This window comes from Pseudomonas sp. SMV71 (genome assembly GCF_052042015.1).
In the GTDB taxonomy this organism is placed as follows: Bacteria; Pseudomonadota; Gammaproteobacteria; order Pseudomonadales; family Pseudomonadaceae; genus Aquipseudomonas.
The window spans coordinates 177,377-196,256 of record NZ_JBKGGU010000013.1 but is presented as its reverse complement, the minus strand read 5'-3'; the positions used below and the strand labels follow the sequence as shown (position 1 = coordinate 196,256).

General features: G+C 59.5%; 19 protein-coding genes. 10 read left to right on the top strand and 9 right to left on the bottom strand.

What is annotated here, in order from left to right:
* Nucleotides 1-188 precede the first annotated feature (188 nt).
* The gene (gene tyrS, locus ACLEJQ_RS15750; RefSeq protein WP_440796468.1) at nt 189-1,388 is read right to left on the bottom strand and encodes a tyrosine--tRNA ligase; all 1,200 of its coding nucleotides are present in this window, start codon (nt 1,386-1,388) and stop codon (nt 189-191) included.
* Between the two features lie 210 nt (nt 1,389-1,598).
* Between tyrS and ACLEJQ_RS15745 the strand changes: the two genes are divergently transcribed.
* Both ACLEJQ_RS15745 and ACLEJQ_RS15740 read left to right on the top strand, forming a co-directional pair.
* On the top strand, nt 1,599-3,014 hold the full coding sequence (locus ACLEJQ_RS15745; protein WP_440796467.1) for a peptidoglycan DD-metalloendopeptidase family protein: 1,416 nt from the start codon (nt 1,599-1,601) through the stop codon (nt 3,012-3,014).
* A gap of 3 nt (nt 3,015-3,017) precedes the next feature.
* Nucleotides 3,018-4,109: an anhydro-N-acetylmuramic acid kinase gene (locus ACLEJQ_RS15740; RefSeq protein ID WP_440796466.1), complete on the top strand. Its 1,092-nt coding sequence runs from the start codon at nt 3,018-3,020 to the stop codon at nt 4,107-4,109.
* A gap of 67 nt (nt 4,110-4,176) precedes the next feature.
* On the opposite strand, the gene erpA is transcribed toward ACLEJQ_RS15740, so the two are convergent.
* Nucleotides 4,177-4,527 (bottom strand): iron-sulfur cluster insertion protein ErpA, encoded by a 351-nt coding sequence (gene erpA, locus ACLEJQ_RS15735; protein WP_003177727.1) that lies wholly within the window; start codon nt 4,525-4,527, stop codon nt 4,177-4,179.
* Nucleotides 4,528-4,659: 132 nt separating this feature from the next.
* Entirely contained in the window at nt 4,660-5,694 is a 1,035-nt protein-coding gene (gene argC / locus ACLEJQ_RS15730; RefSeq protein ID WP_440796465.1) for an N-acetyl-gamma-glutamyl-phosphate reductase, read from the bottom strand.
* A 134-nt stretch (nt 5,695-5,828) separates the two neighbouring features.
* On the opposite strand from argC, the gene hemJ reads away from it, so the two are divergent.
* The 6 genes from hemJ (at nt 5,829) to coq7 (ending at nt 10,262) form a co-directional block, all read left to right on the top strand.
* Nucleotides 5,829-6,260 carry a protoporphyrinogen oxidase HemJ gene (gene hemJ, locus ACLEJQ_RS15725; RefSeq protein WP_440796464.1) on the top strand — a complete coding sequence of 144 codons (432 nt, stop codon included), beginning with the start codon at nt 5,829-5,831 and terminating at the stop codon, nt 6,258-6,260.
* Between the two features lie 36 nt (nt 6,261-6,296).
* On the top strand, nt 6,297-7,265 hold the full coding sequence (locus ACLEJQ_RS15720; RefSeq protein WP_440796463.1) for an NAD(P)H-dependent flavin oxidoreductase: 969 nt from the start codon (nt 6,297-6,299) through the stop codon (nt 7,263-7,265).
* A 51-nt stretch (nt 7,266-7,316) separates the two neighbouring features.
* A complete protein-coding gene (locus tag ACLEJQ_RS15715) occupies nt 7,317-8,270 on the top strand; it encodes a DUF805 domain-containing protein (protein WP_440796462.1) in 954 nt (317 codons plus the stop codon).
* Between the two features lie 62 nt (nt 8,271-8,332).
* Nucleotides 8,333-9,121, top strand: a complete 789-nt coding sequence (locus ACLEJQ_RS15710) for an SDR family NAD(P)-dependent oxidoreductase (RefSeq protein WP_440796461.1) — start codon at nt 8,333-8,335, stop codon at nt 9,119-9,121.
* A gap of 80 nt (nt 9,122-9,201) precedes the next feature.
* A complete protein-coding gene (locus ACLEJQ_RS15705) occupies nt 9,202-9,540 on the top strand; it encodes a histidine triad nucleotide-binding protein (RefSeq protein WP_440796460.1) in 339 nt (112 codons plus the stop codon).
* A gap of 74 nt (nt 9,541-9,614) precedes the next feature.
* Nucleotides 9,615-10,262, top strand: a complete 648-nt coding sequence (gene coq7, locus ACLEJQ_RS15700; protein ID WP_440796458.1) for a 2-polyprenyl-3-methyl-6-methoxy-1,4-benzoquinone monooxygenase — start codon at nt 9,615-9,617, stop codon at nt 10,260-10,262.
* Between the two features lie 67 nt (nt 10,263-10,329).
* On the opposite strand, the gene ACLEJQ_RS15695 is transcribed toward coq7, so the two are convergent.
* Nucleotides 10,330-10,752 carry an OsmC family protein gene (locus ACLEJQ_RS15695; RefSeq protein WP_042730268.1) on the bottom strand — a complete coding sequence of 141 codons (423 nt, stop codon included), beginning with the start codon at nt 10,750-10,752 and terminating at the stop codon, nt 10,330-10,332.
* 230 nt (nt 10,753-10,982) lie between these two features.
* Here ACLEJQ_RS15695 and crp point away from each other — a divergent pair, with 230 nt between their 5' ends.
* The gene (gene crp, locus ACLEJQ_RS15690) at nt 10,983-11,627 is read left to right on the top strand and encodes a cAMP-activated global transcriptional regulator CRP (RefSeq protein ID WP_245139161.1); all 645 of its coding nucleotides are present in this window, start codon (nt 10,983-10,985) and stop codon (nt 11,625-11,627) included.
* On the opposite strand, the gene ACLEJQ_RS15685 is transcribed toward crp, so the two are convergent.
* Genes ACLEJQ_RS15685 through ACLEJQ_RS15670 form a run of 4 tightly spaced genes read right to left on the bottom strand, consistent with a single transcriptional unit; the run spans nt 11,624 to nt 14,815 of the window.
* Nucleotides 11,624-12,325 (bottom strand): lipoate--protein ligase family protein, encoded by a 702-nt coding sequence (locus ACLEJQ_RS15685; RefSeq protein WP_440796456.1) that lies wholly within the window; start codon nt 12,323-12,325, stop codon nt 11,624-11,626. The genes crp and ACLEJQ_RS15685 overlap by 4 nt on opposite strands.
* 4 nt (nt 12,326-12,329) lie before the next feature.
* On the bottom strand, nt 12,330-13,166 hold the full coding sequence (trpC, locus tag ACLEJQ_RS15680) for an indole-3-glycerol phosphate synthase TrpC (RefSeq protein WP_440796454.1): 837 nt from the start codon (nt 13,164-13,166) through the stop codon (nt 12,330-12,332).
* A complete protein-coding gene (gene trpD / locus ACLEJQ_RS15675) occupies nt 13,163-14,212 on the bottom strand; it encodes an anthranilate phosphoribosyltransferase (protein WP_440796452.1) in 1,050 nt (349 codons plus the stop codon). Before trpD ends, trpC begins: the two co-directional genes overlap by 4 nt.
* Nucleotides 14,213-14,221: 9 nt before the next feature.
* Nucleotides 14,222-14,815 carry an aminodeoxychorismate/anthranilate synthase component II gene (locus ACLEJQ_RS15670; protein WP_440796450.1) on the bottom strand — a complete coding sequence of 198 codons (594 nt, stop codon included), beginning with the start codon at nt 14,813-14,815 and terminating at the stop codon, nt 14,222-14,224.
* 411 nt (nt 14,816-15,226) lie between these two features.
* On the opposite strand from ACLEJQ_RS15670, the gene estP reads away from it, so the two are divergent.
* Nucleotides 15,227-17,134, top strand: a complete 1,908-nt coding sequence (gene estP / locus ACLEJQ_RS15665; protein WP_440796448.1) for an esterase EstP — start codon at nt 15,227-15,229, stop codon at nt 17,132-17,134.
* A 244-nt stretch (nt 17,135-17,378) separates the two neighbouring features.
* On the opposite strand, the gene trpE is transcribed toward estP, so the two are convergent.
* Nucleotides 17,379-18,860, bottom strand: a complete 1,482-nt coding sequence (gene trpE, locus ACLEJQ_RS15660; protein WP_440796446.1) for an anthranilate synthase component I — start codon at nt 18,858-18,860, stop codon at nt 17,379-17,381.
* Between the last annotated feature and the right edge of the window lie 20 nt (nt 18,861-18,880).

Genomic DNA, 18,880 nt, shown 5'->3' with positions numbered 1-18,880 from the left:
AGATCGAACCGTCAACGAGCACTACAACACTGCCCTATCGACTCCTTCCAGGCTTCGATGAACTGAAGCAAGTCGCCGTCTAAAACCAAGTAACTCATTGAATCTCAAGGAGTTTTCCGTTTCGACTGCGCCGGAAGTGGGGCGAATTATAGACACCTGAAATCTGCCGTCAACCCTTGATTTCAGGTTTATTCGGTTTTCAGCGTAATACGCGCAAAAGCCTTCTTGCCCGCCTGGCAAACATGGGTAGAACCCAGCTTATATATATAAGCACGATCAACCACTTCACCATCTACACGCACACCACCCGACCCCAGGAGGTCTCGCGCCACCGCAGCGTTCTTGACCAATCCGGCTTTATTGAGGACGGCCGCGATTGGCATATCCTCAACAGCAACCAATTCGATCTCCGGCAGATCTTCCGGTAGCTCACCATCTTTCATCCGATTGCCCGCAGCGCGGTGAGCACTGGCCGCAGCCTCTTCACCATGGAAACGCGCAACAATTTCTTCCGCCAGCTTGATCTTGATATCCCGCGGATTGGCACCCGCCTCGACATCAGCACGAAAAGCGTTGATCTCCTCCATGGAGCGGAAGCTCAGCAACTCGAAATAACGCCACATCAGCGCATCCGGAATCGACACCAGCTTCCCGTACATCACACCCGGAGCCTCTTGAATGCCGACGTAGTTGCCCAATGATTTGGACATCTTCTTCACGCCATCCAGGCCTTCCAACAACGGCATGGTCAGAATGCACTGGGCTTCCTGGCCATAACTGCGCTGCAGCTCACGCCCCATCAGCAGGTTGAACTTCTGGTCCGTGCCGCCAAGCTCTACATCAGCGCGCAAAGCGACCGAGTCATAGCCCTGAACCAGTGGATAGAGGAACTCGTGGATGGCGATTGGCTGATTGGTCGTGTAACGCTTGTCGAAGTCATCGCGCTCAAGCATACGAGCCACGGTGTATTGCGACGTCAGCCGAATGAAGTCCGCCGGCCCCATCTGATCCATCCAGGTGGAGTTGAATGCCACTTCAGTCCTGGCCGGATCGAGAATCTTGAAAACCTGGGTTTTGTAGGTCTCGGCATTGTCCAGAACCTGCTCGCGGGTCAGCGGTGGACGCGTCGTACTCTTTCCGCTCGGATCACCGATCATTCCAGTGAAGTCGCCGATCAGGAAAATGACCTGGTGCCCCAACTCCTGGAACTGACGCAGCTTGTTAATAAGCACGGTATGCCCGAGGTGCAGGTCGGGCGCGGTCGGGTCAAAACCAGCCTTGATGCGCAGCGGCTGCCCGCGCTTGAGCTTTTCGATCAGCTCGGACTCGACCAACAGTTCTTCCGCACCACGTTTGATCAGCGCTAGCTGCTCTTCAACCGACTTCATAACAGACCCGCAAGACTCAGATTCAAAGGGCCCCAACCATACAAGATCGCGCACCAAATACAAGGTTTGCCCAGCGCACAGGCGCCAATCCACGAACAGAGCGTCCGCAGGCTTGCTTCGAAGGGGTTTTGGTTATATTTTATACAGTTATTTCATCTTCATCATGTCATTCATCTTTTCCAATTCATCTTTTTTAAAGTCAAATTACTTATGACCACCGAACCGTCTAAAGCGCCGCCGCTTTACCCGAAGACCCACCTGCTCGCCGCAAGTGGCATCGCCGCCCTCCTCAGTCTGGCGCTGCTGGTGTTTCCATCCAGCGACGTTGAAGCCAAAAAGACGACGCTGAGCCTTGAACTGGAAAGCCCTGCTGAACAACTGACACAAGAACAAGACGCTGCCGAGGCCGTTCAAGCCACAAACGAACCGGCCGCCTCTCCTTTTGCCCAGATTGACAACAACTCCGAAGAAACCACCGAAGCGGCCCAGGCGCAGCCTCCTGCCGTAGAAGAAAAGAAAGGACCAGACCATCGCGAGGTGATTGTTGCCAAGGGTGACACGCTTTCCACCCTCTTCGAAAAGGTCGGCCTGCCTTCGGCTTCGGTTCACGAAATCCTGGCGAGCGACAAGCAAGCCAAACAATTCACCCAACTGCAACGCGGCCAGAAACTCGAATTCGAACTCAACCCAGAGGGCCAGCTGACAAATCTGCATACCAAGCTGAGCGACCTGGAAAGCATCACCCTGACCAAAAATGGAACGGGCTATGTCTTCAACCGCGTCACCGCCAAGCCAACCGTCCGTTCAGCTTATGTTCATGGCGTCATCAACAGCTCGCTGTCGCAATCGGCCGCACGCGCCGGGCTGTCCCATAGCCTGACCATGGACATGGCCAGCGTGTTTGGCTACGACATCGACTTCGCCCAGGATATTCGCCAAGGCGATGAATTCGATGTCATCTACGAGCAGAAAGTGGTCAACGGGAAAAGCGTCGGCAACGGCCCGATTCTTTCCGCCCGTTTCACAAACCGCGGCAAGACGTACACAGCAGTTCGCTACACCAACAAACAAGGCAACAGCAGCTACTACACTGCCGATGGCAACAGCATGCGCAAGGCATTCATCCGCACGCCGGTTGATTTCGCCCGCATCAGTTCGAAGTTTTCCGCAGGCCGCAAACACCCAATCCTTAACAAGATTCGTGCCCACAAAGGAGTCGACTACGCAGCTCCTCGTGGTACGCCGATCAAGGCCGCCGGTGACGGCAAGGTATTGCTGGCCGGGCGCCGCGGCGGCTACGGCAATACTGTCATCATCCAGCACGGCAACACCTACCGCACACTCTATGGCCATATGCAGGGCTTCGCCAAAGGCGTGAAGACCGGCGGCACCGTCAAGCAAGGCCAGGTTATCGGTTATATCGGTACTACCGGCCTGTCTACCGGCCCGCACTTGCACTACGAGTTCCAGGTCAATGGCGTTCACGTCGATCCACTGGGCCAGAAACTGCCGATGGCCGATCCGATCGCCAAATCCGAGCGCGCACGCTTCCTGGCGCAGAGCCAACCGCTGATGGCACGCATGGACCAAGAGAAGGCCACCATGCTGGCTTCGAGCAAGCGCTGAGCCATGGCGCTTTATATCGGTGTGATGTCCGGGACCAGCCTGGACGGTTTGGATATCGCACTGATCGAACTGGCCCCGGCGATCAAATTGGTCGCCACGCATTACATCCCGATGCCCGCCTCTCTGCGCACCGAACTGCTCGGATTGTGCAGCAGCGGGCCCGATGAAATCGCCCGCTCTGCCATGGCCCAACAAAGCTGGGTGAAGCTTGCCGCACAAGGCATTCATGCCCTACTCAACGAACAGCAACTCAAGCCTGAAGACATCAAGGCGATTGGCAGCCATGGCCAGACCATCCGCCATGAACCGGCGCGAGGCTTTACCGTCCAGATCGGCAATCCCGCACTGCTGAGTGAGTTGACTGGCATTACCATCGTCAGTGATTTCCGCAGTCGAGACGTGGCCGCCGGCGGACAAGGCGCCCCTCTGGTTCCAGCGTTTCACGAAGCGCTGTTCGAGGAGCGGATCGGTAATCGCGCTGTACTGAACGTTGGCGGCTTCAGCAACCTCAGTCTGATCGAACCCGGAAAGCCGGTCGCCGGCTTTGATTGCGGCCCAGGCAACGTGTTGCTCGATGCCTGGATACACCAGCAGAAGGGCGATCATTTTGATCGCGATGGTCGATGGGCTGCCAGTGGAAACGTCGAGCCGGCCCTGCTGAAGGCGATGCTCAGCGACCCGTTCTTTGCCACCAAGGGCCCGAAAAGTACTGGTCGCGAAGTCTTCAATCTGCCATGGCTGACCCGACACCTGTCACTGCTGCCAAGCATCCCCGCGCAAAATGTACAGGCGACACTGCTCGAGCTGACGGCGTTGACCATCGTCGAATCCTTGCAGCACGCTCAACTGGACACCCAAGAGTTGCTGGTATGCGGAGGCGGCGCGCACAACGGGACACTGATGAAACGTCTGGGCGAATTGCTGCCCAAGACCCGGGTCAGCAGTACTGCCGTATACGGTGTAGACCCTGATTGGGTCGAGGCCATGGCGTTCGCCTGGCTGGCCCACTGTTGCCTGGAGGGTATTCCAGGCAACCGTCCAAGTGTCACCGGCGCCCGAGGCTTACGCGTACTCGGCGCCATTTACCCTGCCTGAGCAATAGTGCCGGACAGCAAAACGCCGCAGGGCCGTGAGGCACCTGCGGCGTTTTGCCAACGAGCCGTCAGATCGAGAACGAAGAACCGCAACCACAAGTGGTGGTAGCGTTCGGATTCTTGATCACGAAACGCGACCCTTCAAGACCTTCCTGATAATCCACCTCGGCACCCGCCAGGTACTGGAAGCTCATAGGGTCCACTACCAGGCTGACGCCTTCGCGCTCGACGATGGTGTCGTCCTCGGCCACTTCCTCGTCGAAAGTGAAGCCATACTGGAAACCCGAACAACCGCCGCCCGTGACGAATACGCGCAGCTTCAAACGATCATTGCCCTCTTCATCGACCAGGCTCTTCACCTTGTGCGCGGCACCGTGGGTGAATTGCAAAGCCGTGGGGGTGAAGGTTTCGACGCTCATGCTGAATATCTCCCGGCGCTTACGCCGCCATAATGCGTGATGGCGGGCATTATCCGCTTCTCCTACAAAATCGGTCAACTATTTGCGCAGCCGCAAGTCTTTCACTTCAAACTTGCAGTTGCGCAGCCGCCATCAAGGCAACATGCCCGCATGGGACAAGCCCAAGCGCTCATCCAGCCCGAACAGGATGTTCAGATTCTGTACAGCCTGGCCGGACGCGCCTTTGACAAGGTTATCAATGACCGACAGGACCACCACCAGATCGCCATCCTGAGGACGGTGCACAGCAATCCGGCAAACGTTCGCACCGCGAACGCTACGGGTTTCCGGATGGCTCCCGGCAGGCATCACATCGACGAACGGTTCATTGGCGTAGCGTTTTTCGAAGAGTGCCTGCAAATCCACCGAGCGATCAACGACAGTCGCGTAAAGGGTGGAGTGGATGCCACGGATCATTGGCGTCAGGTGTGGCACAAAGGTCAGGCCAACTTCCTTGCCTGCAGCCCGACGCAACCCCTGGCGGATTTCCGGCAAATGACGGTGACCTTTGACCGCATAGGCCTTCAGGCTTTCCGACGTCTCGGAGTACAACGAACCCACACTGGCGCCACGCCCGGCACCGCTGACACCGGACTTGCAGTCGGCGATCAGGCGCGAGGCATCGGCCAGGCCGGCCTCCAGCAAAGGCAGGAAGCCCAGCTGGGTAGCGGTCGGATAGCAACCGGGTACCGCGATCAACCGCGCCTGCCTGATTTTCTCGCGATTGACCTCCGGCAAGCCGTAGACCGCTTCATCGAGCAACTCGGGCGCGCCATGGGGTTGGCCATACCATTTGGCCCACTCATCGGCATCCTGCAGACGAAAGTCCGCCGACAGGTCGATGACCTTGGTCCCGGCGGCCAGCAGCTCGCCTGCCAAGGCATGGGCAACGCCATGGGGCGTGGCGAAGAACACCACGTCGCAAGCGCCCAGGGTCTTGATATCCGGAACGCTGAACGCCAGCCCATCGTAATGGCCTCGCAGGTTTGGATACATGTCGGCAACGGCCAGGCCAGCCTCGGATCGGGAGGTGATGACCACCACCTCAGCTTGCGGATGCTGCGCCAACAGACGCAGCAGTTCGACACCGGTGTAACCCGTGCCGCCGACGATACCGACCTTGACCATAAACCTGCCCTCAACGAACCCACTGGAAAGCCGTCGATGATAGGGGCCACGCGGCGGCGCTACAACTGTCAAGGTGACGTGTGGCCGCCCTAACCTCTACTATCGGGCCACCGTGAATCTGGGAATCAACCAAAATGCTCTATCTATGGCTCAAAGCGCTTCACATTGTCAGCATGGTCTGCTGGTTTGCCGGCCTGTTTTACCTGCCTCGGCTGTTCGTCTATCACGCGCAGAGCGAAGACGGTATCAGCAAGGAACGCTTCAGCGTCATGGAGCGCAAGTTGTATCGCGGGATCATGGGGCCGGCGATGGTCGCCACCCTGGTGTTCGGCATCTGGCTGCTCAGCCTCAACGCCGGCGCGTACTTTTCCCAAGGTGGCTGGATGCACGCCAAGTTGACCCTGGTCGTGCTGCTGATCGGCTATCACCATATGTGCGGGGCCCAAGTGAAACGCTTCGCCCGTGGCGAAAACACCCGCAGCCATGTCTTTTATCGCTGGTTCAATGAAGTGCCGGTTCTGATATTGCTGGCTATTGTAATTCTGGTCGTGGTTCGTCCGTTCTAACCTCCAATCGGCATCACCTAACCGGGGGACACCTCTATGTCATTACCCGCTCTGCTCGCACAATGCCTGCGCCTGCCCGTCGTGGCGGCGCCGATGTTCCTGATTTCCAATCCTCAGTTGGTACTGGCCTGCTGCCGCAACGGCATCGTCGGCAGCTTCCCGGCGTTGAATCAGCGCGAGAGCAGCGGTTTCGAGGCGTGGCTGGAAGAAATCGAAGCAGGCTTGGCGACATTGGACAATCCCGCGCCCTACGCAGTGAACTTGATCGTGCACCACAGCAATCCACGGCTCGAGGCCGACCTGGCCATCTGCATCGATCACAAGGTGCCGATCGTCATCACCAGCCTCGGCGCGGTGAAGGAACTGGTCGATGCGGTCCACGGTTATGGCGGCCTGGTCTTTCATGACGTGACCACCCGCCGCCACGCCGAAAAGGCCGCCGAAGCCGGCGTCGATGGCCTGATCGCCGTCGCCGCTGGCGCAGGCGGGCACGCCGGGACCTGGAGCCCGTTCTCGCTGATCGCCGAGATACGACAATTCTTCGATAAAACCCTGTTGCTCGCAGGATGCCTTAACCATGGCCATCAGATCCTCGCGGCACAGTTGCTTGGGGCAGACCTGGCCTACTTCGGCACACGATTTATCGGCACCACCGAAAGTCATGCACCTGACGCTTATAAAGAGATGTTGCTCACATCCAGAGCCGCCGACATCGTGCATACTCCCGCGGTGTCCGGGGTGCCTGCCAGCTTCATGCGCCAGAGCCTGGAGAACGCCGGTTTTGACCTGGCGGCCCTGCAAGGCAAGGGCGAAGTGGATTTCGGCTCGAAACTCAAACCGCTGAACGATGAAGCCAAGGCCTGGAAGACCGTCTGGTCCGCCGGCCAGGGCGTCGGTGAGATCCATGATCTGCCCAGCGTCGACCAGTTGGTTGCACGCCTGGACGAGGAGTACCGTCAGGCACAAGCCCAAGCGGCACGGCTTGGCGGACAATGGCCGCGCTGAAGCAAGCCGATAAAAACATAACATCAACTTCCATAGACAAGGATGCCGGGCATGAATGAGACCCGCTTCAATATCGTATTCGACGGAGCGCTGCTGCCAGGCGTCGATGCCAACACAGCCAAGTTCAATCTCGCGGAGCTGTTCAAGAGCGATGTCAGCGCCATTGAACGACTGTTCAGTGGCAACAAGGTGGCCCTGAAAAGCAACCTGTCGCACAACGAGGCGCAAAAGTACCTGGAAGCGCTCAATAAAAGTGGAATCGATGCCCGGATCGAAGCCGAGCCAGGCCTGCAATTGAGCCTTGGTGAAGTGCAGGAATCGCCCCAACCCACTGCACACCAATCGGCCCCGACCATCGAACCGGTCTCCCCTTACGCACCGCCCCGGGCCCATGTGGGCGAGGCCGTGGCCGAATACGCAACGCTCAAGCCGTTCAGTTTCGATGGGCGGATCGGGCGCCTGCGCTACCTGGCCTGGACCATGGTGTTGACGTTGGCCGTCATGCCGGTGGTCGGCCTGGGCTTCTGGCTGGGCACGACCTGGCTGTTAGCTTCCAACTCGTTGGCGGCGCTGGTCATCGGCGGCCTGTTCGCCGCTGTGATCCTGTTTGCCTTTGCCTTCGTGAGCATCCAGTTCAACGTCCAGCGCCTGCACGACCTCGGCTGGTCGGGCTGGTTGTGGCTGGTGAACCTTGTGCCGGTGGTGGGCAGCATCTTCCCGTTCGTCCTGATCTTCGCCCCAGGCAACGCCGGTGCCAACCAATACGGCCCGCCTCCGCCGCGCAATACCACTGCGGTCAAGGTACTGGCGTCGCTTTGGCTGGTGATGATCGTGCTGATTTTCCTAGCCACATTCGCCGGCATCTTCGGTGCTCTCCAGGGGGACTACGACAGCAGCGCCTTGAACAGCTATGAAAGCAGCGAAGCCATCGATCCTGCTGATGAAGCTGCGGAACCTGCGACCGAACCTGGCGATCCTTCTGTAGACTCTGAAGAGGAACAATAAACGCGTTCGGTGCCGGTGACAGTTCAGTCCACCGGCGGCGGGCCGTTGCGATGGAGAACTGCATGACCCGTTACGCTCTGATCACTGGCGCTTCCAGTGGCCTTGGCCTGGCCATGGCCGAAGCGCTGGCCCGGCGCGGCCGCAACCTGATTCTGGTGGCCCGACAGCGTGATCGGCTGGAAAGTATTGCAATAGAACTGACTCAACGGTTTGGCGTCGAGGTGCTGTTCCGCGCCTGCGACCTGAGCGAACCGTTGAGGCTTTCAGGCTTTCTCCTGGAACTGGAGGAAGGCGAACGGCAGATCGACCTGCTGGTCAACTGCGCCGGCATCGGCACCAGCGGCCCGTTCCTGGGTCAGGACTGGATGACAGAGCAGGACCTGATCGAGGTCAACATCCTCGCCCTGACGCGTCTTTGTCACGCCGTTGGCAATACCATGGCATTGCAGGGGGGCGGCCAGATCCTCAACGTTGCATCGATTGCTGCGTTCCAGCCCGGGCCGTGGATGAGCACCTATTACGCCAGCAAGGCCTACGTATTGCATTTCTCCGAAGCCCTGCGGGTCGAACTGAAGAAGTGTGCGATCAAAGTCTCCGTGCTTTGCCCCGGCCCGACCCGCACCGGTTTCTTCGCCCGGGCACAGCTGGATGAGCATAAATGCGACGCCAACACGTCGATGATGAGCCCGGAAGAAGTCGCGCTGTACGCTGTACGCGCACTGGACCGCAACCGAGCGATCATCATCCCCGGACGGCGCAATCGCTGGCTGGCGGCGCTGCCCCGATTCGGATCGCGCTGGCTGGTCCGGACCATCGCCGGCAGGATCAACAAGGCCTATTGCCCGCGCTGACACCTGGACGTTAAAAACCCAGGCTCGACAACCGAGCCTTCAGTACACTCGACTTCGACTAACCCAACGGAGAAACAGCTGTGGATACTCTGTTTACCAAGATCATCAACCGGGAGATCCCGGCCAAGATCATTTACGAGGATGACCAGGTCCTGGCCTTCCATGACATCGCCCCGCAGGCGCCCGTGCATTTCCTGGTCATTCCGAAAAAGCCGATCCGCACGCTCAACGACCTGACCGAAGAAGACAAGGGACTGGCAGGACATATCCTGTTCACCGCCCAGCGCCTGGCCCTCGAGCTGGGTTGCGAGCAAGGTTTCCGCGTGGTGATGAACTGCAATGAACTTGGCGGCCAAACCGTCTATCACATTCATATGCATGTGCTGGGTCAACGCCAGATGAATTGGCCACCGGGTTGATAGCCTGACCCAACGCAAATGTTCAGCGGCCGGTTGGGTTAAACTGGCTGCCGTGATTTTTCCCGGAGGTAAGCATGACTACCCAACGTCACTACTCGCCGATTGACCGTCTGCTGCTGCAAGCCGATACCGCGATGCGCACGCTGCTGCCCTTCAGTGGTCAGCCGTACCGCCCATCCCCGGCCATCGTACAGCCGGACGCGCAATTGAGTGACGAGCAAAGGCGCCATGTCGCCGGCCTGATGCGCATCAACCACACAGGCGAAGTCTGTGCCCAGGCGCTGTATCAGGGCCAGGCGCTGACCGCAAAGCTGCCGCAGGTGCGTGAGGCGATGGAGCATGCCGCCGAGGAGGAAATCGATCATCTGGTGTGGTGTGAGCAGCGGATTCGCCAACTGGGCAGCCACACCAGCGTCCTGAATCCACTGTTCTACGGAATGTCTTTCGGTATTGGCGCAGTAGCCGGGTTGATCAGCGACAAGGTCAGTCTCGGCTTCGTTGCGGCGACTGAACACCAGGTGTGCAAACACCTGAACGAGCATCTGGAGCAACTGCCGGCCGAGGACGGAAAATCCCGGGCGATCCTGGAACAGATGCGCGAGGACGAAGAGCACCACGCCGAGAGCGCGCTCGAAGCCGGCGGTTTTCGCTTTCCGGCCCCGGTAAAGTTCGGCATGAGCCTGCTGGCCAAGGTCATGACCAAAAGCACTTATCGGATCTGACAACAAGGGCATGCGCGATGAGGGAGGCAGCTCCCTCACACAGTGAATCTTCAGCGCGGGACGCGGCTCAACCCAATTCGATGATTTCGTAATCGTGGGTGATTTCAACACCTGCGGCGCCCAGCATGATCGAGGCCGAGCAGTACTTTTCGGCAGACAGCTCAATGGCGCGCTTGACCTGCGCTTCCTTCAAGGCCCGCCCCTTCACCACGAAATGCATGTGGATCTTGGTAAATACCTTCGGATCTTCAGTGGCACGCTCCGCTTCCAGGAAGGCTTCACAACTTTCAACAGCCTGGCGGGACTTCTTGAGAATGCTGACCACGTCAAAGTTGCTGCAGCCACCTACGCCCAGCAGGAGCATTTCCATCGGTCGAACGCCCAGGTTTCTACCGCCTGCGTCTGGCGGCCCATCCATGACGACCACATGACCGCTGCCTGATTCGCCGAGGAACATGGCTTCGCCAGCCCATTGGATGCGTGCCTTCATCGCCAAGACTCCACTGTTAAAAAAGGGTCGCCAGCTTAGCACAGCGATTTGAGATGACGGCCCCCGCCTTAGGAGGCCGGGCGTCTGCCTGTAAGTAAATTCTCGAAATAATTACAGATGCCTCTGTTAAGCTGGCGTCATCTCGCTGGCTTTTGGCCAGCTTTTAGCGATAGCCAATCGCGCCCACATAAAAACCAAACCCCACACGCGAAGTCTTTCGGGATACAACCATGGTTGCCATTACTCCCACGTTCAAGATCAAGAATCTCGACAAACTCTTGATGCATTGCCAGCGTCGCCGCTACCCAGCCAAACACAACATCATTTGCGCAGGGGATCGTTCTGAAACGCTGTTCTTCATCATCAAGGGTTCGGTCACGATCCTGATCGAGGACGACGACGGGCGGGAGATGATCATCGCCTATCTCAATTCGGGCGATTTTTTCGGCGAACTGGGATTGTTCGAGCAGGCGGGCAAGGAACAGGAACGCAGTGCCTGGGTGCGTACCAAGGTCGAATGTGAAGTCGCGGAAATCAGCTACTCCAAGTTCCGGGAACTGTCTCTGCAAGATCCGGACATTCTTTACGTCCTCAGCGGACAAATCGCACAGCGCCTGCGTAACACCACCCGCAAGGTCGGCGACCTCGCGTTCTTCGACGTGACCGGACGTGTCGCACGCTGCCTGTTGGAACTGTGCAAACAGCCCGACGCCATGACCCACCCGGACGGCATGCAGATCAAGGTGACCCGTCAGGAGATCGGGCGGATTGTCGGTTGCTCGCGGGAAATGGTCGGTCGCGTGCTCAAGGATCTGGAAGAACGCAACCTGGTCAGCGTCAAAGGCAAGACGATGGTGGTGTTCGGAACCCGTTAGGCGCCCAGCAGATCAATCAGTAGCTCTCGATACAGCGCTTCGAGCCGCGCGAGCGCATCAGGCGCCGGGAATTTTTCATGCAATGCGATGTGGCTCTCGGCGCGCACCCGTTGCTCCAAGCCACAGGCTTCATTGAAGCGATTGACCGCAGCGACCATCGATTCTCGCTCGTCGTCCAGCAGAAGTGCGCCATGCACCAGGCCCACCGGACGCTGACCGCCTTTGCTCTGGCGCCAGCGCTGCGCGGTGCCGACCATTTTCCGGCCGTCGAGGTTGACGTTGAATCGTCCGTCGCAAAAGGCGCCGTCCACTTCTCCCAGCGACGCGACACCGCCCATTTCATCCAACAGCTCGCAGATCGGATCACACAACCGTCGGTACGCGGTTTCGATCCGGCCGTGGTCGCCTTCGCTGCGCGGCGGGGCGTAGACCAGGGCGATATTGACGGTAGCAGCCGACTGCGGCACCGGCTCACCACCGGTCTCCCGTAACAGGACGGGCCAACCGTTGGCAGCCGAGACCGCACTGGCGTGTTCAAACCCTGCCAGGCGACTCAAACGACGTGGCATCACCAACGCACGATCGCTGGGTTGCCAGAACAACAGGCCGAACTCGGCATTGCCCGCGCAAATGCTCGCCAGCAGATCCTGTTCGGCTTGCAGCCCGGCTTCGACGGTCAGGGAAATCGTTGGCGACATGGGCTCAGTCCAGTGTCGAACCGCTGACCGGCAGGCCACGCTCCGGGAAGAACAAGCGTTGCAGTTCCGTACCCGGGTTCTCGGCCCGCATGAACGCTTCGCCCACCAGGAACGAATACACATCGCTGACTTCCATCAGCTCTACATCCGCACGGTTGAGAATCCCGCTTTCGGTGATGACCAGGCGATCACGCGGAATACGAGGCAGCAGGTCCAGGGTGGTTTCCAGACTGACTTCGAAGGTGTGCAGGTTGCGATTGTTCACCCCGACCAGCTTGGTATCGAGGGTCTTCAGTGCCCGCTCCAGCTCGTCGCCATCGTGGACCTCCACCAGGACATCCAGCCCCACGCCTTTGGCGACTGCCGCCAGCTCGGCCATTTTCACATCGTCCAGGGCCGAAACGATCAACAGCACGCAATCGGCACCCAACGCACGCGCCTCGACGATCTGGTACGGATCGATCATGAAATCCTTGCGGATCACCGGGAGTTTGCAAGCGGCCCGCGCCTGCTTCAGGTAGTCGTCGGCCCCTTGGAAGAAGTCGATGTCAGTCAGCACCGACAGACAGGTCGCGCCGCCCTTCTCGTAGCTCTTGGCGATGTCGGCCGGCACGAAGTGTTCGCGGATGACGCCCTTGCTTGGCGAGGCCTTCTTGATCTCGGCAATCACTGCCGGCTGTTTTTTCTTGGCCTGATCGATCAGCGCCTGGGCGAAACCACGCGGCGCCTCCGCCGTGCGCGCAAGGCTTTCCAGCTCGGCCAGACTGACGCGAGCGCTGCGCTCGGCCACTTCTTGAGCCTTGCGAGCCAGAATGTTTTCCAGAACCGTTGGCACGCTCATCCTTCGTTCTCCACTTTGAATACGGCGGTAAATGCGCCCAATTCTTCGAGTTTTTCCCGGGCAAGGCTAGTGTGCAACGCATCGTGGGCCAGCTCCACGCCCTGCTTGAGGCTGCTGGCATGGTCGGCGGCGTACAACGCAGCGCCGGCGTTGAGCACGATCATCTCGGCAGCTTTCTGGCCGTTCTCGGTTTTGCGCCGCCCCAACGCATCGCGAATCAGTTCCAGCGATTGGGCCGGACCGTCGACCGCCAGGCCGTGCAGGCTCTGGCTTTTCATGCCCAGGTCTTCAGGTTCGACCCAATACTCGCTGATCTGATCATTTTTCAGTTCCGCCACAAACGTCGGTGCCGCCAGGCTGAACTCATCCAGGCCATCCTTCGAATGCACCACCAGCACGTGCTTGCTGCCCAGGCGTTGCAAGACCTCGGCCAGCGGCCGGCACAAAGCCTGGCTGAACACACCGACCACCTGATGTTTAACGCCAGCCGGATTCGTAAGCGGGCCGAGCATGTTGAACAGGGTGCGCAATCCCAGGTCACGACGGGGAGCAGCGGCGTGCTTCATGGCGCTGTGGTGGGTCTGGGCAAACATGAAGCCGATGCCGACATTGTCGATGCAACGTGCGACCTGCACCGGGGTCAGGTTCAGGTAGATGCCCGCCGCCTCCAGTAGATCGGCGCTGCCGCTCTTGCCCGAGACGGCGCGGTTGCCGTGCTTGGCAACGGTGCAGCCGGCCGCTGCGACGACAAATGCCGAGGCAGTGGACACATTGAAGATATTGGCGCCGTCACCGCCGGTGCCAACCACATCCACGACGCCGTCCAGGGTCTTGAGCTCGACCTTGTCCGCCAGCTCGCGCATGACCGAGACTGCACCGACGATCTCATCGATGCTCTCGCTCTTCATGCGCATGGCCATCATGAACGCGCCGATCTGCGCATCCGTGCATTGCCCGGTCATGATTTCGCGCATCACATCGCGCATCTCTTCGGTGCTCAGGTCGAGATGGCCGACAATACGGCTCAGGGCTGTCTTGATATCCATGAAAAGTCCTTAGCGCGTGCCGCCGGTTTGTTTGAGGAAGTTGGCGAACAGCTCGTGACCCTGCTCGGTGAGAATAGACTCGGGATGAAATTGCACACCTTCGATATTTAACGTCTTGTGTCGCAGCCCCATGATTTCATCCACCGAACCGTCTTCAAACTGGGTCCATGCGGTCAGTTCCAGGCAGTCAGGCAGGGTTTCTCGCTTGACCACCAGAGAGTGATAGCGAGTGACGGTCAGCGGACGATTCAACCCTTCGAAGACACCCTTGTCCTCGTGGAATACCGGGCTAGTCTTACCGTGCATGACTTGGCGGGCCCGCACGACGTCACCGCCGAATGCCTGGCCGATCGACTGGTGTCCCAGGCAGACACCGAGGATCGGCAACTTGCCGGCGAAGTACTTGATGGCGTCGATGGAGACGCCCGCTTCGGTCGGCGTGCAAGGACCGGGCGAGACCACGATGCGCTCGGGCTTGAGGGCTTCGATCTGCGCGATGGTCAGTTCGTCGTTGCGCACGACCTTGACCTCGGAGCCCAGCTCACCGAGATACTGCACAACGTTATAGGTAAAGGAGTCGTAGTTATCGATCATCAGCAACATGGCGTTAGCAACCTTTTGAATTCACTGACTTTAAATACAGCCTTCGGATAATGACCCGCACGGTACTGCCGTTGGCGAGGCGTGTAGTGCCCCGGCGAAGCGGCGTTCAAGCAGGTAAAGAAGGCAAATCGGTACAGGTCCGGCGTAGCCGGCGGAGAATATTCAGGCGCGCCAACGCCAGCGGGCGTGTGCCTTGATCATTTGATCCGGAAGTTTGCTGACAATCGACACAGGGACAGTCTCGTTCATACGTCCCGGCACAGTAGCCTAGCTGGACGGAGCACGCAATATGACGGATCCCGAAGGGCCTTGAAACAATTCAGGATGCTCAGGATGGATGGCAATGCGCAGGAAGTTTTTGGTACTGTCGTTTCGTTTTCTAACAAAAAAAAGATAAAAACGGACTTTCCCATGATCAAACAGAAGTTGTTCGTACCGCTTGCCGGCTGCCTGCTGGCGATGGCCTGTGCCCAGGCGAGCGCCGCCCCCAATCCCTATTCCAAGTTCGTCGTGTTCGGCGACAGCCTCAACGACGCCGGCCAGTTCGCCGACCCGAACGGTCCACCCGGATCCACCGAGCGTTATACCAATCGCACCGGACCGAACTATCACGACGGCAGCGGCGAAAGCTATTCCTCCAACTCAACCCAACTGCTCGGCGGGCGCCTGGGCTACTCCGCCGACCAGACTGCCGCCTCCACATCGGCGGTTCGCGCTGAACAGGGCCTGGCGGACGGCAATAACTGGGCAGTGGGCGGTTATCGCACCGACCAGATCCTCGAATCGATCACCGGCGTGTCCGACACCGGAGACCGCAGCCGTCCCGGCTATCTGCAATCCAATGGGCTGCGGGCCGATCCGAATGCACTGTATTACCTGTCCGGTGGTGGCAACGACTTCCTTCAAGGCCGAGTACTGACCCCCGAACAAGCGAACGCTGCTGCCGATCGCCTGGCGGACAGTGTCCAGGTACTGCAAACCGCCGGTGCCCGTTATGTCATGGTCTGGCTGTTACCCGACCTGGGCCTGACCCCGGCACTCAACGGCAGCCCCCTGCAAGAACCCTTCTCGCAACTGGGCAATCAATTCAACCAACAATTGATCACGCGACTGCAAAGCATCGACGCGGAAATCATTCCGTTGAACATCCCTCTTCTGTTGAAGGAAAGTTTCGCCGATCCGGCACGATTCGGACTCGCCACCGGCGAGAACCTTACCGCCACCTGCTTCAGCGGCAACGGCTGCACCGAAAACGCCACCTATGGCATCAACAGCGCTACCCCTGATCCCAGCAAACTGATCTACAACGACGCGGTGCACCCGACCGAGGCCGGGCAGAAGCTGATTGCCGACTACGCCTACTCGCTGCTGGCCGCGCCCTGGGAGCTGACGCTGCTGCCGGAAATGGCCCACTCGACCTTGCGGGCGCATCAGGACGAATTACGCAACCAATGGCAGTCGGACTGGGAGAACTGGCAGGCGGTCGGCCAATGGCGTGCGATCGTCGCAGGCGGCGGCCAGCACCTGGATGTGGACAGCCAGGACAGTGGCGCCAGCGCCAACGGCAGTGGCTACAGCCTGAACATCGGGGGCAGCTACCGCCTCGACGACGCTTGGCGCGTGGGCGTAGCCGCCGGGTTCTACCGTCAGGATATGGAGGCCGGCCACAACGATTCGGACTACAAACTCAACAGCTACCTGGCGACCGCGTTCGCCCAGTTCCAGCAAAACCGTTGGTGGGCCGATGCAGCCTTGACCGGCGGCAAGCTCGACTATGACAGCCTGAAACGCAAGTTCGACCTGGGCGTCAACCAGGCACAGGAGAAAGGCGATACCGATGGTCACCTGTGGGCGTTCAGCACCCGCGTGGGCTACGACATTGCCCAACCGGGCAGCGAATGGCACTTGTCGCCATTTGTCAGCGCCGATTACGCGAAGGTGGAGGTCGACGGCTATTCGGAAAAGAGCAATCGCTCCACGGCGTTGACCTTCGATGACCAGAACCGCGATTCGAAACGCCTGGGGATCGGCCTGCAGGGCAAGTACAACCTCACCCGTCAGACCCAGGTTTTCGGTGAGTATGCCCACGAGCGCGAGTACGAAGACGACACGCAGAAAGTGAACATCGCTCTCAACAGCCTGCCGGCCAATGACTTCAAGCTGGAAGGCTATACGCCCCAGAGCCATCTCAATCGCCTGAGCCTGGGGGTCAGTCACAAGCTGACCAACGACCTGGCACTGCGGGGCGGCTATACGTTGCGCAAGGATGATGACCTTACCCAGCAAGGGGTGAGCCTGGGGGTCAGCCTGGATTTCTGATGGTTGGAAAATCCGGTGGGAGCGAGCCTGCTCGCGATGAAGCCCATCCATTCAATATCGACATTGAATGGAAGATCGCTATCGCGAGCAGGCTCGCTCCCACATTGGCTGAGTGTCACAAGAACTGTGGCGAGGGAGCTTGCTCCTGCTTGGGTGCGCAGCGCCCACAAAGAGGGGTCTGCTGCGCCCGAACGCGGACCGACCCAGCGGGAGCAGGCTCCCTCGCCACGGGAACTGAAGGGCTTCAGTCGTTCGATGTCTGCTCGGCCAGCGCCACGGCGCGGAACATCGCCCGGCGCTTGTTCAGGGTTTCTTCCCATTCCAAGGCTGGCACCGAGTCGGCGACGATGCCGCCGCCGGCCTGCACATGCAGCTCACCGTTCTTGATCACCGCCGTGCGGATGGCGATGGCAGTGTCCATGTTGCCGTTCCAGGCGAAGTAGCCCACTGCACCACCATAGACTCCGCGCTTGACCGGCTCCAGTTCGTCGATGATTTCCATCGCGCGGATCTTCGGCGCGCCGGACAACGTGCCCGCCGGCAGGATCGCCCGCAAGGCGTCCATCGCCGTCAGCCCGGCCTTCAACTGGCCGGTGACGTTGGACACGATGTGCATAACATTGGAATAGCGCTCGATGACCATCTTCTCGGTGAGCCTTACCGAGCCGACTTCCGAGACACGGCCAGTGTCGTTGCGGCCCAGGTCGATCAACATCAGGTGTTCGGCAATTTCTTTGGCATCCGACAGCAGGTCATCTTCAAGTTCCCGGTCAGCCTCCTCCGTGGCGCCACGAGGGCGGGTGCCTGCAATCGGCCGCACGGTGATCAGGTTGTCTTCGACCCGCACCAGCACTTCCGGCGAGCTGCCCACCACGTGGAAGTCGCCGAAGTTGAAGAAGTACATGTAAGGCGTCGGATTGAAGCAGCGCAGCGCCCGATACAAGTCGATGGGTGCGGCCTTGAAGTCGATGGACATCCGTTGCGACGGCACGACCTGCATGCAATCACCGGCGAGGATGTATTCCTTGATCGTATCCACTGCCCGTTCGTAATCGGCCTGGGTGAAGCTGGAGCGGAACACCGGGTCGGCTGCCGACTGCTTGCTGAAATCCAGGCCGGGGCGCGGCGTGATCGGCTGACGGAGTTTTTCCAGCAATGCCTGCAAGCTTGCCTGGCCCTGCTCGTACGCGTCTTCCCGAGATGGATCGGCCAGGACGATAGCGTGCATTTTCCCGGCCAGGTTGTCGAAGACCACCACCGCATCGGACACCATCAGCAGAATGTCCGGCACACCCAGCGGATCCGGGTTAGGACAGGTGCCCAGGCGTTTCTCCACGTAGCGCACACAGTCGTAGCCGAAGTAGCCTACCAGCCCGCCGTTGAACCGTGGCAGGCCCGGGATGGTCGGCACGTTGTAGCGGGCCTTGAAGGTTTCGACGAACGCCAGCGGGTCTTCCACGTCCAGGCTTTCGATTTCGACGCCGTCATGGGTCACGCTGACATGATGGCCATGAACCCGCAGCACCGTGCGGCACGGCAGGCCGATGATCGAGTACCGGCCCCATTTCTCGCCACCCTGCACCGATTCGAGCAGGTAGGAGTTGGGTCGGTCGGCCAGCTTGAGGTAGATCGACAGCGGTGTGTCGAAGTCGGCCAGCGTTTCGCAGGCCAGCGGGATGCGGTTGTAGCCGGCAGCGGCCAGGCGCAGGAATTCTTCGCGGATCATGGGGTGCCTCGTGGCGTGAG